The organism is Streptomyces rugosispiralis (assembly GCF_024505145.1).
GTDB lineage: Bacteria > Actinomycetota > Actinomycetes > Streptomycetales > Streptomycetaceae > Streptomyces > Streptomyces rugosispiralis.
Genome location: NZ_JANIAA010000024.1, coordinates 76,304 through 90,600 on the forward strand (window position 1 = coordinate 76,304; position 14,297 = coordinate 90,600).

General features: G+C 72.1%; 13 protein-coding genes. 7 read left to right on the forward strand and 6 right to left on the reverse strand.

The genetic code is table 11. The features are described from left to right. Positions 1-30: 30 nt before the first annotated feature. The 5 genes from NP777_RS29420 (at position 31) to NP777_RS29440 (ending at position 4,707) form a co-directional block, all read left to right on the forward strand. Positions 31-858, forward strand: coding sequence for an inositol monophosphatase family protein (locus tag NP777_RS29420; protein WP_256653192.1), 828 nt, complete (start codon positions 31-33; stop codon positions 856-858). 29 nt (positions 859-887) lie between these two features. Beyond that, positions 888-1,535: an NADPH-dependent F420 reductase gene (locus tag NP777_RS29425; RefSeq protein ID WP_256653193.1), complete on the forward strand. Its 648-nt coding sequence runs from the start codon at positions 888-890 to the stop codon at positions 1,533-1,535. A gap of 132 nt (positions 1,536-1,667) precedes the next feature. Continuing rightward, complete coding sequence (locus NP777_RS29430) at positions 1,668-3,191, forward strand: LCP family protein (protein WP_256653194.1); 1,524 nt, start codon at positions 1,668-1,670, stop codon at positions 3,189-3,191. 213 nt (positions 3,192-3,404) lie between these two features. Then, a complete protein-coding gene (locus NP777_RS29435) occupies positions 3,405-3,671 on the forward strand; it encodes a GlsB/YeaQ/YmgE family stress response membrane protein (RefSeq protein ID WP_256653242.1) in 267 nt (88 codons plus the stop codon). Between the two features lie 130 nt (positions 3,672-3,801). Beyond that, positions 3,802-4,707, forward strand: coding sequence for a hypothetical protein (locus NP777_RS29440; RefSeq protein WP_256653195.1), 906 nt, complete (start codon positions 3,802-3,804; stop codon positions 4,705-4,707). Between the two features lie 85 nt (positions 4,708-4,792). On the opposite strand, the gene NP777_RS29445 is transcribed toward NP777_RS29440, so the two are convergent. Beyond that, positions 4,793-5,605 (reverse strand): helix-turn-helix transcriptional regulator, encoded by an 813-nt coding sequence (locus tag NP777_RS29445; protein ID WP_256653196.1) that lies wholly within the window; start codon positions 5,603-5,605, stop codon positions 4,793-4,795. 81 nt (positions 5,606-5,686) lie between these two features. Here NP777_RS29445 and NP777_RS29450 point away from each other — a divergent pair, with 81 nt between their 5' ends. Beyond that, complete coding sequence (locus tag NP777_RS29450; protein ID WP_256653197.1) at positions 5,687-6,403, forward strand: SDR family oxidoreductase; 717 nt, start codon at positions 5,687-5,689, stop codon at positions 6,401-6,403. 66 nt (positions 6,404-6,469) lie between these two features. Here the strand turns inward: NP777_RS29450 and NP777_RS29455 are convergent, their stop codons facing one another. From NP777_RS29455 to NP777_RS29465, 3 genes are all read right to left on the reverse strand, one after another. Further along, positions 6,470-8,095, reverse strand: a complete 1,626-nt coding sequence (locus NP777_RS29455; RefSeq protein ID WP_256653198.1) for an MDR family MFS transporter — start codon at positions 8,093-8,095, stop codon at positions 6,470-6,472. Positions 8,096-8,211: 116 nt separating this feature from the next. Continuing rightward, complete coding sequence (locus NP777_RS29460) at positions 8,212-9,426, reverse strand: glycosyltransferase (RefSeq protein ID WP_256653199.1); 1,215 nt, start codon at positions 9,424-9,426, stop codon at positions 8,212-8,214. A gap of 72 nt (positions 9,427-9,498) precedes the next feature. After that, a complete protein-coding gene (locus NP777_RS29465) occupies positions 9,499-10,812 on the reverse strand; it encodes a UDP-glucose dehydrogenase family protein (RefSeq protein ID WP_256653200.1) in 1,314 nt (437 codons plus the stop codon). 264 nt (positions 10,813-11,076) lie between these two features. Between NP777_RS29465 and NP777_RS29470 the strand changes: the two genes are divergently transcribed. Then, entirely contained in the window at positions 11,077-11,706 is a 630-nt protein-coding gene (locus NP777_RS29470; RefSeq protein WP_256653201.1) for a TetR/AcrR family transcriptional regulator, read from the forward strand. Between the two features lie 66 nt (positions 11,707-11,772). On the opposite strand, the gene NP777_RS29475 is transcribed toward NP777_RS29470, so the two are convergent. Both NP777_RS29475 and NP777_RS29480 read right to left on the reverse strand, forming a co-directional pair. Further along, the gene (locus NP777_RS29475) at positions 11,773-12,645 is read right to left on the reverse strand and encodes a peptidoglycan-binding protein (protein WP_256653202.1); all 873 of its coding nucleotides are present in this window, start codon (positions 12,643-12,645) and stop codon (positions 11,773-11,775) included. A 79-nt stretch (positions 12,646-12,724) separates the two neighbouring features. After that, positions 12,725-14,260 (reverse strand): DUF6519 domain-containing protein, encoded by a 1,536-nt coding sequence (locus NP777_RS29480; protein WP_256653203.1) that lies wholly within the window; start codon positions 14,258-14,260, stop codon positions 12,725-12,727. Positions 14,261-14,297 lie beyond the last annotated feature (37 nt).

The following is a 14,297-nucleotide window of genomic DNA, read 5'->3' on the forward strand; positions in this document are numbered from 1 at the left end:
TCCCCCCTCTCACCGTTCACGGGAGCACTCATGTCCACTTCCACCGGCACCACCACCTCCGAAGCCGGCCTCGACGCCGCGTTGCTCACCCGGGTCACCGCCGCCGTCCGCACCGCCGGTGACGTGCTGCGGGAGCGCCACACCCCACATGCCCGCGGGGTGGAACTCGACGAGATCGTGGCGGAGATCCACGCCAACGACGACGCGGTGCTCGACGTTCTGAGGGAGCCGCTGATGGCCGCCAGGCCGGGTGCGCGCTGGGCCGAGGACGAACTGGAGGGCGGCGCGCTGCCGCCGGGCGAGTGGTGGATCGTCGACCCGGCCGAGGGCAACATCAACCATGTGCACGGCATGTCCGACTGGGCCGTGACCGCCACCCTGGTCCGCGACAACCACCCGGTGCTCACCGTCGTCCACCTGCCGCTGACCGGCGACTGGTACACCGCGGTGGCCGGTCACGGCGCCCGGCTGAACGGCGCGCCCCTGCGGGTGTCGGCCAAGTCGGACCTGGGCGCGGCCCTGGTGAGCACGGGCCAGGCCCGGCCGGGCGAGGACGAGCGCACCTTCCACCGGATCGGCGCGTCGGTCACCCGGATGCTGATCCACGGCCTCGTCGTCCGGGTCTCCGTGCCCGCCACCCTCCAGCTGATCCATGTGGCCGCCGGGCGCATGGACGCGTTCTGGCAGTTCTCCAATGTGCGCTCGGGTCTGGTGGCGGGCGCCCTGCTGGTCGCCGAGGCCGGTGGCACCGTCACCGACACCCGGGGCAATCCCTGGGACCTGACCGGCGGTGACTTCCTGGCCACCGCTCCCGGCATCCACGCCGAGGCCGTCTCCGTCCTGTCCCCCATCGGCTGACCGCCCACCCCGGCAAGGAGTTCATCCACATGACCAGCATCGGCATCCTCGGCTCCGGACGCGTCGGCAGCGGCCTCGCCCGCGCACTCGCCGCCGCCGGCCACCAGATCACCCTCGGCCACCGGCAGCCGCCCCGGGAGACCCCGGCCGACCGGACCGGCGCCGCCCCGGAGATGCGCCACGCCGACCAGCGCACCACCGCCGCCACCACCGACATCGTCATCAACGCCACCCCGGGCGACACCGCCCTGGAACGCCTCTCCGCCCTGCGCACCGAGCTGGCGGGCAAGATCCTCGTCGATGTCTCCAACGCCACCCGGCACACGCCCGACGGGCTCCCCTCGGACCTGTGCTACCCCGGCGGCAGCCTGGCCGAGCTGCTCCAGCGGGCCCTGCCCGCGACCCGGGTGATCAAGACCCTCAACACCATGCTCTTCCCGGTCATGACGGCCCCGGCCGAGCTGTCCACCCCGCCCACCGCCTATCTCTCCGGAGACGACGCGGAGGCCAAGGCCGGCACCGCGGACCTCCTCGCCGGCCTCGGCTGGAAGCCCGAGTGGATCGAGGACCTCGGCGACATCACCACCGCCCGTGCCACCGAAGCCCTGGTGCTGCTGGTTCCCCATGTGCTGCGCCGCCATGGATTCCGGCCGTTCGCCGTCTCCCTGGCCCGCTGACCGCCCCGTACCTCCGGCACCGCGGGGACGTGTCGTACCACACGCCATGAAACATGCCCTTGCGCATCGATAGAACCTCGGGCCAGCATCGTTCGTCTTCTCTTCCGAACAGCCGCCGGACGAAGGACGCGCATGACAGGCAGAGACGGGGAGACGACGGGGAGCGCCACCGCGGAAGGGACGGACGCGGGGCGGCAGCGCAAGGGGCGCCGCCCGCTGCGGATCGCCCTGGTGATCGTGGCGTCGTTCCTCGTGCTGCTCGGCGGCGGAGTGGGCTGGCTCTACTTCAAGCTGAACGGGAACATCACCACCTTCGGGGCGGACGGCCTCTCCGACAACCGGCCGGAGGGGAACGCCGCCGGTCAGAACGTGCTGGTCATCGGCTCGGACTCCCGGTCGGGCGACAACGGCAAGCTGGGCGGCGGCACCGGAGACGTGGGCCGCTCGGACACCGCCCTGCTGCTGCACGTCTACGCCGATGGCAAGCACGCGGTCGGGGTGTCGATACCCCGCGACACCCTGGTCGACATCCCGCCGTGCCGGCTGCCGGACGGCAAGTGGACCAGGACACAGCGGAACGCCATGTTCAACTCGGCGTTCTCCGTGGGCGAGACCGTCCAGGGCAATCCGGCCTGCACCCAGAACACGGTCGAGAAGCTGACCGGGCTGCGCATGGACCACACCGTCGTCATCGACTTCGAGGGCTTCTCCCGGATGACCTCCGCGGTCGGCGGGGTCCAGGTGTGCGTGCCCCAGGACGTCTACGAACGCGATCTGAGCCCCAGCCGGCCCACCCGTGGCAAGCGCATCTTCAGCAAGGGGGTCCAGACGGTCTCCGGCCAGAAGGCGCTGGACTACGTGCGCATCCGCCACGGGATCGGAGACGGCTCCGACATCGGGCGCATCCGGCGGCAGCAGGCGTTCATCTCCGCCCTGCTCAAGAAGGTGAAGAGCCGGGGAATCGACCCGACCACGCTCTATCCGCTGGCGGACGCGGCCACCAAGTCCATGACCGTGGACCCGGGGCTCGGCTCCGCGAAGAAGCTGATGTCCTTCGCCATGTCTATGAAGAACATCGATCTGCACAACACCAAGTTCGTCACCATCCCCTGGCGCTACCAGGGCGAACGTGTCGCCATCGTCCAGCCCGACGCCGACGAGCTGTGGGCGGACATCAGGGCCGACCGCACCATCGACGGGAAGGCGGCCGGAGGGAAGAAGGACGAGCCCCGGGCCCCCGCCACGCCGAGTGCCACGTCCACCGTGTCGGGCGCGGGCATCAGCGTCGCCGTCTACAACGGCACCACCACCTCGGGCCTCGCCGCACGCGCCGCGGACACGCTCAGGACGCATGGTTTCACCGTGACCGGCGCCACGAACGCCGACAGCCAGGACCACGCCACCACCGTGGTCGGCTACGGCCCCGGTGAGCGGGACCGGGCCCAGACGGTGGCCCGGCTCTTCCCCGGCGCCGGACTGCGCCCCGCCACCACCCCGGGCATCAGCCTCACCCTGGGACGTACCTACCTCACCGAGCCCACCCCCGACGCCTCCACGCCCTCTGCACCCTCCGCACCCTCCACGCCGTCCTCCCACGTGGCCGACGACGCCCGCTCCGCCGACGACGACCCCTGCTCCAATCTGTCCTACGGCTGACCGAATCCCCCCACAGCCCTCACATCCGGTTCAGGCATGGCGCACCACTCCCCGGGCATCAGGAAGATCAAGCCGCTCGCAACCACCGCCGAGCGGACGGCGTCTTCGTTGACGCCCGTACACCTGCGCAATCGACTGAACACGTCATCGACCGGGCTCACTCACCCCGGCACGGCACGACAGCACAACAGCACGACGAAGGGGACGAACAACGTGGGTATCGTGAGCTGGATCATCCTCGGCCTGCTGGCCGGAGTCATCGCCAAGATCCTCCTCCCCGGGCGTGACCCGGGCGGGCTGGTCGGCACCACGGTCACCGGCATCGCGGGAGCGTTCGTGGGCGGCTGGATCTCCGCGAAGTTCTTCGACCGCCCGGTCCAGAAGGATTTCTTCGACCCCGCCACCTGGGGCGCGGCGATCGGTGGCGCCTTCGTTCTCCTCGTCGTGTACCGCCTGTTGTTCGGCAATTCACGTAACTGACGGCACGGACGGCGCGATACACACCGACGGCGCGGAACCCGGTCCGGCGCCGGCGCGTCACAGAGGCGGTACGGACTCCCCCCACACACACCTCGCAGCTTCACCGTCGCCGTCTGTTCCTGGGGGAATCATGCACACGCGTCGCACACGCACGCTCAACGCGTCCATCACGCTCATCCTGTTCGCCGCCACGGCCGGTGCCCTCACCGGCTGTGGCGGCGGCACGGTGAAGGGCGGGGCGGCCGAGCACACGGAGCCGGAATCCCGGGCGCGGCTGGTGGCCGACGCCTGGGACGGCTCCCGGGCCGCCGAGGCGTGGCGCAGGGGCTACTTCCCGATGGGGGACGCGGTCCAGCTCCCCGCGAACGGCTTCCGCACCCGAGCCGACCGGCGCGCCTACGCCACGCAGAACTTCGTTCTGCGTGGCGGACTCCCCGCCACCCCGCGCGAGGGCGGGCAGGTGCGGTGGCGGAGCGGGGGCTCGCTGACGCTCCCGCTGATGGGCGCGCGAACGGCGTACGAGAACGTGGCCCGCGGCCGCAACGACGGCCCGCACCTCACCGTGACCGGCGCGAGGATGGGCGAGATGACCATGGCCACCAGCCGCGGCCCGGCGACCGTACCGGCCTGGCTGTTCTCCCTGGAGGGCTATGCCACCCCGCTCAAACGGGCCGCGCTCGGCCCGTCGAGGCTCCCCCAGCCGCCGATCGAGCCCACCCGCGCTGGGTCTCCTCATGGGCCCGCGCCACTGAAGCTGGTCGAGGTGGCCGGGGACGGCCGGTCCATCACCGTGCGGGCCGGCCACGGATCCTGCGACGACGGCCCGGCGGTGGACGTCCTGGAGACGGGCGGCAGCGTGGTGCTGTCCGGCTCCGTCGTGGGGGCCGAGGACGGTCCCTGTACCGCCGAGCTGTTGACCGAGGACGTGACGGTGAAGCTGAAGCGGCCGGTCGGCGACCGTGTGCTCCTGGACGAGCTCACCGGCCGGCCGGTGCCGTACGGGGAGCGGAACGAGCCCTCGCCGAGCTGGAGCTAGGGCCTGTCCGGGGTTGTGATCTGGATCACAACCCCGGACAGGCCCTAGGAGCGACCGGGAACACGGGTGACCGCACGCCACGCCATCACGGTGCCACCGCACCCGCGAGCCCGCGGATCGTACGGGCGGAGGGGGATCCGGGGTCGGCCGTGATCAGGACCACCTCCTGGTCGTCCTCGGGGACGAGCAGGACGTCGCAGTTCAGCCGGAGTGGCCCGGCCGTGGGGTGGTCGACGGTCTTGGTCCGGTGACCGGGGGCGTGGACCGGACGCTCCTCCCAGATCTGCCGGAACTCCTCGCTGCCGGTGCGCAGTTCGCCCAGCAGCGCGGTGAGCGCCGGGTCGCGGGGGTAGCGGTCGGCGGCCCGGCGCAGCCGGGCGACCACGATGTGCCCGAACTCCTCGGCGCTGGAGCTCTCGTACGCGTGGCCCCGGCCGAGGAAACGGCGGCGGGCGAGGTTGCCGTGCGCCCCGAGGTCGTCGCCGAGCAGGGCCTGCGCCAGCGGGTTCCAGGCGACCACGTCGTAGGCGGCGTCGGTGACGATCGCCGCGGTGTCGGGCAGCCGCCGCAGCATCTGGGCCACATGCGGGCGCACCCGCCGCACCGCCCGGGTGCCCGGGGGTGCGCTCGTCCCCGCGAGCCGGAACAGATGGCTGCGCTCGGCGGGCGCGAGCCGCAGCGCCGCCGCCAGCCCGTCCAGGATGCGCGCCGAGGGCCGGGGGCCACGGGCCTGCTCCAGCCGGGTGTAGTAGTCGGCCGACATATGGGCCAGCTCCGCCACCTCCTCGCGCCGCAGCCCGGGCGTACGGCGGTGGGGGTCGGCGGGCAGGCCGATGTCCTGGGGACGCAGCCCCTCACGGCGGTCCCGCAGGAAGCGGGCCAGCTCGTGCCTCGCCATGCTGCCTCCTTCGGCTGACCGGTACTGCCTGGGACAGGTTGTCCCTGGCAGGGTGAACGTGGCCGGGGAACCATTGGTGCCATGAACGATCGCACAGCACTGGTCACCGGTGCCAACAAGGGCATCGGCAAGGAAATCGCACGCCAGCTCGCCGCCGAGGGGCTCACCGTGTACGTGGGCTCGCGCGACGCCGAGCGGGGGCGGCGGGCCGTCGAGGAGATCGGCGGCGACGCCCGGCCGATGGTGCTCGACGTGACCGACGCGGACAGCATCGCCACGGCCGCGGCCCGGCTGGACCGGCTGGACATCCTGGTCAACAACGCGGGCATCATGGTGGGCGGCTCCACGGCGCCCGAGGCGGATCTCGAGGACTTCCGCCGGACCTATGAGACCAACGTCTTCGGTGTGCTCGCCGTCACCAACGCCTTCCTCCCGGCCCTGCGCCGCTCGGACGCGCCCCGGATCGTCAATGTCTCCAGCGGCACCGGCTCGCTGACCTGGAGCGCGGACCCGGAGCACCAGTTCGCCGTGTCCGCCGGGTCGGGCGCGGCCTATCGCTCCTCCAAGACGGCCCTGAACGCCCTGACCCTCTACACCGCGCAGGCCCTGGCCTCCGAGGGCTTCAAGGTCAACGCCCTGGCCCCGGGGCTGCGCAGGACCGATCTGAACGCCCGCGCCGCCGGGAGCGACGGGGATCCGGCCGAGGGGGCGGCGGGCGCGGGCCGGCTCGCCCTCCTCCCGGACACCGGGCCCACCGGCGGGTTCTTCTCCTGGGACGGCACTCCGGCCCCCTGGTAGACACGGGCCGTGCGGTGGTCCTCCGCGCCGTGGCCCGGTGTCCCCGCCCGCTCCCCGCCGACCGTGTCAGTCGGCGGAGAGCTGGGTGTTCGGGACTCGCCAGGCGGCGATCACGAAGGCGATCAGGCCCACCGCGGCCCCGGTGAGGAAGACCACGCGCATGGCGCTGACATAGCCCTCCAGGAACGGCTGCGCCACGGCCGGGTCGAGGTGGTGGAGGAAGGCCGAGTCCTCCAGGTTCACCCCGCCGTCGGGCCGTACGACGCCCTTCAGCGCCTCCGCGTTCGCCGGTTCCCCGGCCAGCCCGCGGAACGAGGCGTCCTCGGAGGCCACCGCAAGGCGGTCGCTGATCCGCGTACCGGCCAGGGAGAAGAGGATGGACAGGAAGGCGGCGGCGCCCACCGTACCGCCGTTGGACCGGAAGAAGTTCACCGACGCGGTGGCCGCCCCCATGTCCCGCCCCGGCACCTCGGACTGGGCGAGCGTGGTGATGGTCTGCATCGCCGCGCCGAGGCCCGCCCCCATGAACACCATGCCGATGGCCACGTACCACAGCGGGCTGTCGTCCCGCAGCGTGGCGAACACCAGCATGGCGACGGTGAGGGAGCCGACGCCCGCCGCCAGATGGATTTTGAACCGGCCCGTCCGTGACATCAGCCGGCCCACCACCAGGGTCACCGTGACATTCGCCGCCATGGTGGGCAGCGTGGCCAGGCCCGCCCCCATCGGGCTCATGCCCTTCGCCAGCTGCAGATACAGCGGAAGGGTCGTCATGGCGCCGAACATGGTGATGCCCACGGTGAAGTGCAGCACGGTGCCCAGCCGGAACGCGCGGATGCGGAACAGCCTGACCGGCAGCAGCGCGGCGTCCCCCATCCGCCGCTCCAGCAGGACGAAGGAGATCAGCCCGACCACTCCCACCGCGTACATCGCCAGCGCCCGGGGCGAGGCCCAGCCCCAGCTCCGCCCCTGTTCGGCCACGACGAGCAGCGGCACGATGCCGACCGTCAGGGTGAGCGCCCCGCCGTAGTCCAGCCGGTGCCGTACGGGCTGGTGGGGTATGTGCAGCACGCGCAGGATCACCACGATGGCGAGGGCCGCCAGCGGCACGTTGACCAGGAAGATCCAGCGCCATCCGTCGATCCCCAGCAGCGTGGCGCGCCCGGCGAACACCCCGCCCACCAGGGGGCCGATGACACTGGACCCGGCGAACACCGCCGTGATGTAGCCCTGGTAGCGGCCGCGCTCCCGTGGCGAGGTGATGTCGGCGATGATCGTCATGGCGAGGGACATCAGCCCGCCACCGCCGAGGCCCTGCACCGCCCGGAAGGCCGCGAGCTGGTGGATGGACGTGGCGAATCCGCACAGCAGCGACCCGAAGGTGAACAGCACGATCGCCGACAGATAGACCGGCCGGCGGCCGTAGATGTCGGAGAGCTTTCCGTACAGCGGGGTGACGATGGTGCCGGTGACGAGATAGGCGGTGGTCACCCACGCCTGGGCGGTGAGTCCGTGCAGATCGTCGGCGATGGTGCGCAGCGCCGAGGAGACCACGGTCTGGTCCAGCGCGGCGAGGAACATGCCGAGCACCAGCCCGGACAGCACGGTGACGACCTGGCGGTGGGTCAGCCGGGCGGGGGTCTGGGGCTCGGTGGGCTCGGTGGGTTCGGTGGTGGTGGATGAGGACGACATACGTACCTGCGAACCTTCTCTGCCGCGCGTGGGGGACGTAGCGGGGGCTGGAAACCCGCGGGGAAGAGCGGGGTCCGGAGCCCGGCGCCGGGGACCCGGGCTCCGGCGTCGGGGTGTTATCCGGCGAGCTTCTCCAGGTCGGGGACGGCGCTGTCGATCTCCGGCAGCGCCAGCATCTCCAGCCGCGCCCGGCGGGCCCTGGCGCGGCAGCCGTCGTCGGCCAGCACCGCACGGCAGACGGCGGTGATGCCGTCCGGTGTGGGGTCGGTGATGTGGCGGCCGAGGCCGAGTTCCTCGACCCGCTGTGCGTTGCCGGGCTGGTCGCCGAACTGGGGCAGCACCGCCATCGGTGTCGCCGTGCGCATCGATTCGCGGACGCTGTTGAAGCCGCCGTGGGTGAGGAAGAGGTCCACGGACTCCAGCAACAGGGGCTGTGGCACCCGATCGGTGATGTGCACATGCGGTGGCACCCCGTCGGTGTCCACGGGGATGCCGGAGGTGGAGAGGACGACGGTGCACTCCTCCAGCCGCGACACGGCCTTGATCATGGCTCGCAGGGTGTCCACCGGATCCGGCATCGGCAGGGGCGACTCGTGGGCGTCCGCTTCGCCGCTGTCGCGGAGCGTGGGGATCGCGGTGCCGATGGCGGCGAACATCAGGGGCCGGTCGGTGGGCAGTTCGGCGATCCAGCGGGGCAGCGCCGCGCCCCGCTCCACGTCCACCGTCTGCCGGTAGGACCAGGAGGCCGGCAGATGGCGGGCGAAGGAGAAGGCTGGTGGCACGTAGTCGATGCGCCCGTGCGGGATGAGTGACAGCGGGTCCTCGAGGGCGGCCAGCCCGTGCTGCTTCCGCAGGGCGTTGAGGCCCGGCAGGGTCTCGACCGGGTCGAAGATGTTGGCGGCCCCGGAGGGGGTGGACAGCTGGGGTATGCCGAGGATTTCGGCGATGACGCAGGAGCCGAGGTCCATGCCGTCGCGCAGGATGAGGTCGGGGCGGAAGTCGTGTGCCACGGGGAGCACGGTGTCCAGCAGCATCCTGGCCATCGGACCGGACACGGCCTTGGTCATGAGGCGCAGCATATGTGCCGTCAGTTCCTCGCCCGCCAGGCCCGACGGACGGGTCTGCGGGTTCTCCTCGGCCAGTACGGGGCCGAGGAAGGAGGACGGGCTGAAGTCGCCGATGGCGTTGGTCACCCGCACCTCCTCCCGTTCGAAGACGGGGGTGAGGGCCGGGGTGGTGACCACCAGCACCTCATGGCCGGCGGCCGCGAGGGACCGGGCCAGCGGAAGCTGGGCCCGGCCGTGGGAGGGGCTGCCGAGCGTGGTGAACATGACCCGCAACGCAGGGGCCTTTCTGTGGGAAGGGTCTCGTACGGGAGAGATAAGGCGAGCGAGGTGGGGCGGTCAGCGCGCCATCGCGGGCGTGCGGCCGATGCCCTCGCAGGTGAGTCCGGCGCGGCGCAGCCGGTCCGGGTCCAGGAGGTTGCGGAAGTCGTAGACGACCGGGGCCGCGAGCAGTCCGGCGGCGCGCTCCCAGTCGAGGGCGCGGAACTCCGGCCACTCGGTGAGGACGAGACAAGCGCGTGCGCCCCGGAGGGCCTCCTCGGGGGTGTCCGCGAGGGTGAGCAGATCGCTGAGGTCGGGGCGGGTCTCGCTGAGCGCGGGGTCGTAGGCGTGGAGTTCGGCGCCCCGCTCCTTGAGCAGCCGGGCGATGGCCAGGGCCGGTGAGTCGCGCAGATCGGAGGTGCCCGCCTTGAAGGCCAGGCCCAGCACGGCCAGCCGTACGCCCCGCAGCGAGCCGTCGCCCGGGGTGCAGCCGGCCACCACGCGCTCGACGAGCCGCCGCTGGTGTTCGACGTTGGTCTCGATGGTGGCGCCCAGCAGCGGGAAGTCCACGCCCGACTCCTGGCAGATCGTCAGCAGGGCGTGGGTGTCCTTGGGCAGGCAGGAGCCGCCCCAGCCGGGGCCCGGCTTGAGGAAGGCCGAGCCGATGCGGGGGTCGTGGCCGATGCCCGTGAGCACCTCGTCCACATCGGCGCCGAAGTGCTCGCAGAGCGTGGCGAGGTTGTTGGCGAAGGAGAGCTTCATGGCCAGGAAGAAGTTGGCCGCGTACTTGGCGAGTTCGGCGCCCGCGGCGTCGGTGAGCACCAGCGGGGCGTCCAGCCCGGCGTACAGGTCCGCCACCCGCCGCGCCGCGTCCCGGTCCGCGGCGCCGACCACGATGCGGTCGGGATGGAGGAAGTCGCGCACCGCGTAACCCTCGCGGAGGAACTCCGGGTTGCTCACCACGGCCACGTCGGGGCGGTCCAGCAGCGCGGCCACGCGCTCGGCGGTGCCCACGGGCACGGTGGACTTGTTGACCACCACGCTGCCGCGCGGCAGCGCGTCACGGATCTGGTCCGCCACGGCCTCGACGGCGGCCAGGTCGGCGGCGCCGCCGACGCCCATCGGGGTCGGCAGACACAGGAACACCACATCGGCGTCGGCGACCGCGGCCCGGGTGTCGCGGATGAACGCGAGCCGCCCGGAGTCCAGTCCCTCCCGGACGAGTTCGGGCAGCCGGGGCTCGAGGATGTCGACCTGTCCGCGCCGGAGCCGTTCGACCTTCTGGTGGTCGGTGTCCGCGCACACCACTCGATGGCCGAGGGTGGCCAGACAGGCGCCGGTGGTCAGTCCGACGTAGCCGGTGCCCACCACCGCGACGCGTCGTATCTGCACAGGGGATCACCACTTCTGCTGGGGGTCAGATGCGGGCGCGTGGCAAGGGCGGCACAGGGGCCGCCCGGTCGGGATACGAGCAGGCCGGACACCGTCGTCCGGCCGGGACCGCGCGAGGCGGCGACCAAAGTCACCACGCGTTGACAAAACATAACGCGCCGACCCACAACGTGGTCAACAAGCGATGACAACAGTGGATGACTTCTGGACATGCGAGGCTGAACCGGCAGCATGTACGGCACGGTCCAGGCGGAGGTACGACAGGTGAACCGGGCAAGCGACTCACGAGGGTGCGACGACCACCCCCGCCGTGCCCGCAGATACGACGCGGCGGGCACGCGCAGCGCCCTCCTGGGAGCCGCCGCGCTGCGGTTCGCCAGGTACGGCTACGACGGCTGCAGCGTGCGCGACATCGCCAAGGACGCGGGGGTGGACGCCGCCCTGGTCTACCGCTATTTCGGCTCAAAGGAGGCGCTGTTCGACGCGGTTTCGACCAGCACCGGAATGTTCGAGCCGCTGCGCCATCTGCCGCTGGACGAGGTGTCGGCGTGGATCTGCGACGTGGTCTCCACCGGGCCCACCGAGGAGGAGGCCCCGCATCCACTGCTGACCAAGCTGCGCTCCTCCAGCCGCGAGGAGACCGTCGGGCAGCTCCGCAAGGAGATCACGGAGGTGTTCTCGGAGGGGTTCGCGCGGCGCCTGGAGGGCGAGGACGCCGAGCTGCGGGCCGAGTTGCTGGCGGCGTGGCTGATGGGCATCACCCTGCTCCGCCTCGCCATCCGCACACCCGCGCTGGCCGCCACGCCGGACGACACCCTGCTGCGGTTCCTCCGGGCGGGCATCGACCCGCTGCTGGACGCGGGCTGCCCCGGGGGCGGGAGCGAGGGCGGCTGATCTCTCCGCGCCCCGCCCCCCGGGCGGGGAAGCCCCCGGGGCGGCCCGGGGGAACTGGTGCGACCCCTAGACGTTCGGCACGCGCAGCTTGTCCCAGCTGGTCTTGCCGGGGGTGCCGTCCGCGTCATCGCTGGAGTAGCCCAGCTTGCGCTGCCAGGCCGCGTAGGACTTGCGGTCCGCCTCGGTCCACTCCGGGCCCGGACCCTCCTCGTAGCGCCCGCAGCCCTCGGCCACCAGCCGCTTCCCCATCGCCGTGATGATCTTGCTTTCGCGGCCGTTCCGGAAGAAGTCGGCGCCGGGAAACGGCTCGTGGGACGCCGGTGGTTTGGGGGCCGGGCCGTCCGGCTTGGCGCCGAGCCGCTTGGCGACGCGGGCGCGCATGGAGTCCATCGTGAAGCCGCGCGGGTCGACCTTGCCCGGCTGCCACTCCAGATGCCCGATCACCGAGCGCTGGGTCCAGCCGTGGGCGCGGCAGATGGCCGCGGACACCTTCTCGATCGCCAGCTTCTGCGCCTCCGGCCAAGGGTCCTCACCGTCGCCGAGGTTGATGCACTCGAAGCCGTAGAAGTGGCGGTTGCCGTCGGTGTCGGCCTCGTTGTCGGGCGGCAGCGCGGATTCGTCGACAACGGCTCTGAGCACATCGCTGTCGCCCAGGCCCGCGTGGTTGGCCCGGCCGTTGCCGACCAGGTGGACCGCGCCGGACTTGTCGATGACGCCGTGGCACAGCGGCCCCGGCAGTGCGGAGTGCCCCTCGTAGCACAGCTCCACGGAGGAGTCGGTGCCCTTGGTGACGGTGTGATGGATCATCACCCCGTTGACCGGCCCCCAGGGGCCCTTGCTGTTGCGGTTGTGAGTCCGCCAGTCGCGGTACTCATGGACTTCCAGTCCCTCGTCGCGAAGCGCCTTGAGCAGACGGTCGGCGGTGAGCGGCGTGGCCATGGTGATGTGCTCCTTAAGGATGAGGCATCGTGATGTACGGATGCCACGGGCACGGAACTCAATCGGTCCCGGACCGGGCCTACGCTTCGGGTTCGGCGTCCTCCCCGGCCCTGGTCCCGGCCGCCGCCTCCGCCTCCGCCGCGAGCGCCGACGCGTCCGCGGCCGGGGCGGGCACGGCCAGCGGACCGAACACCATCCGCAGATCCAGCTCCGCCTGCTCGGCGGTCACCCACGCCAGGGGCGCGTAGTGCGCCTGGATCCCGGCCGGGGCCTGGAGGAGCGGTTTGCGGGCCGCGTTCACCGGCCACTCGACGCCGCCCGTGGCGGTGCGGGCCGGGATCAGCCAGTGGTCGCCGGAGCGGTAGGCGCCGTCCGGGGCGAAGTACACCTCGACACCGTCCTCCAGCGGCAGCCAGCGGCCCTCCTCGACCTTGAGCGCACCGCGCTTCAGCCGCGCCGCCGCGCCCTTGCGGGGGCGCCGGGCGGTCTCGCGGTGGTCCCAGCGGCGCAGGAACGGCCGCAGCTCGGGGCGGCGTCCGACGCCCGGCTCGGGCTCACCGGACAGCCGCACCCGCCGCCCCGGCAGGTCGGCCTCCTCCACCCGCAGCAGCGGCAGCGGTTCGCCCCGGCTGGTGTAGGCGGTGTCCACGAACTCCACCAGGTCCCCGACGTTGAGGTCCAGCTTGTCGTCGCTGCCCAGGGACGCCAACTCCACCCAGGTGCCGTCGAGTTCATCGACCGGGAAGACCACCGAGCCGTTCTCCCGGGACCATTTGAAGGTGGCCTCCTTCGCCGTGCCACCCTCGTGGATCTCCACCCGGTACAGCTGGTTCTCCGGCCCCCGGTAGCGGGCGTCCGGGCGGATCAGGCAGGGGTCCTGGTCCGCGTGTTCCGGCCGCTCGGCGCGAGCCGCCAGCCGGGATCCCGGCGCCGTGGCCCTGCGCGCCCACGCCTCGAACGCCTTGCCGACCTGCTCCTTGCTCGCCCCTCCCGGGTTCTCCAGTTCCAGGGCCGCGCCCTCCACCGGCAGCACCTGCCAGACCACCTTGACCCGCGCCGCCGTGTCCGGCATCGCCGAGCCGAGGGCCACCTCGCGCAGCGCCGGGTCCTCGGCTGCGGTCACCGACCGCTCCCACACCTTCAGGGCGACCAGGAACGGACGCTGCTCCGGCAGCCGGTCGCCCGGCCGCTCCGGGTCCCGGTAGGCGTCCGGCTGGTCCCAGTAGGTCCAGGTGGCGGGCGGCTCGTCGGACGCGGGCGCGTCGGCCTCGCCCTCCTGGCCGGAGGCCCCGTCCGCCGCCTCGTCGTCGACCGCCACACCGGGCAGCGGCCGGGTCGCGTCACACAGGATGCCGTCCACGTAGTAGCGGCCGCCCTCGATGATCAGGTCGTCCAGATCGCGGCTGCCGCCCTTGAACCGGATGCGGAAACCGGCGTCCCCGGACGGGCCGCCGTGCTGTCCTATCAGGTCGGCGGCGAGCGTACGGGCGTGGTGGAGCTGGATCGCGGTCTGCTCGTTGGCGTCGGCGTCGAGCTGTACCCGGCCCTGCTGGGCGACGACGGCGGAGTAGCGCCGGTCGGGCCGGAAGGTGAGTCGGGAGAGATCGGCGTGCATGGCAGGGGTCCCCCTCGGAAGGTTCGGAAGTCTGGCG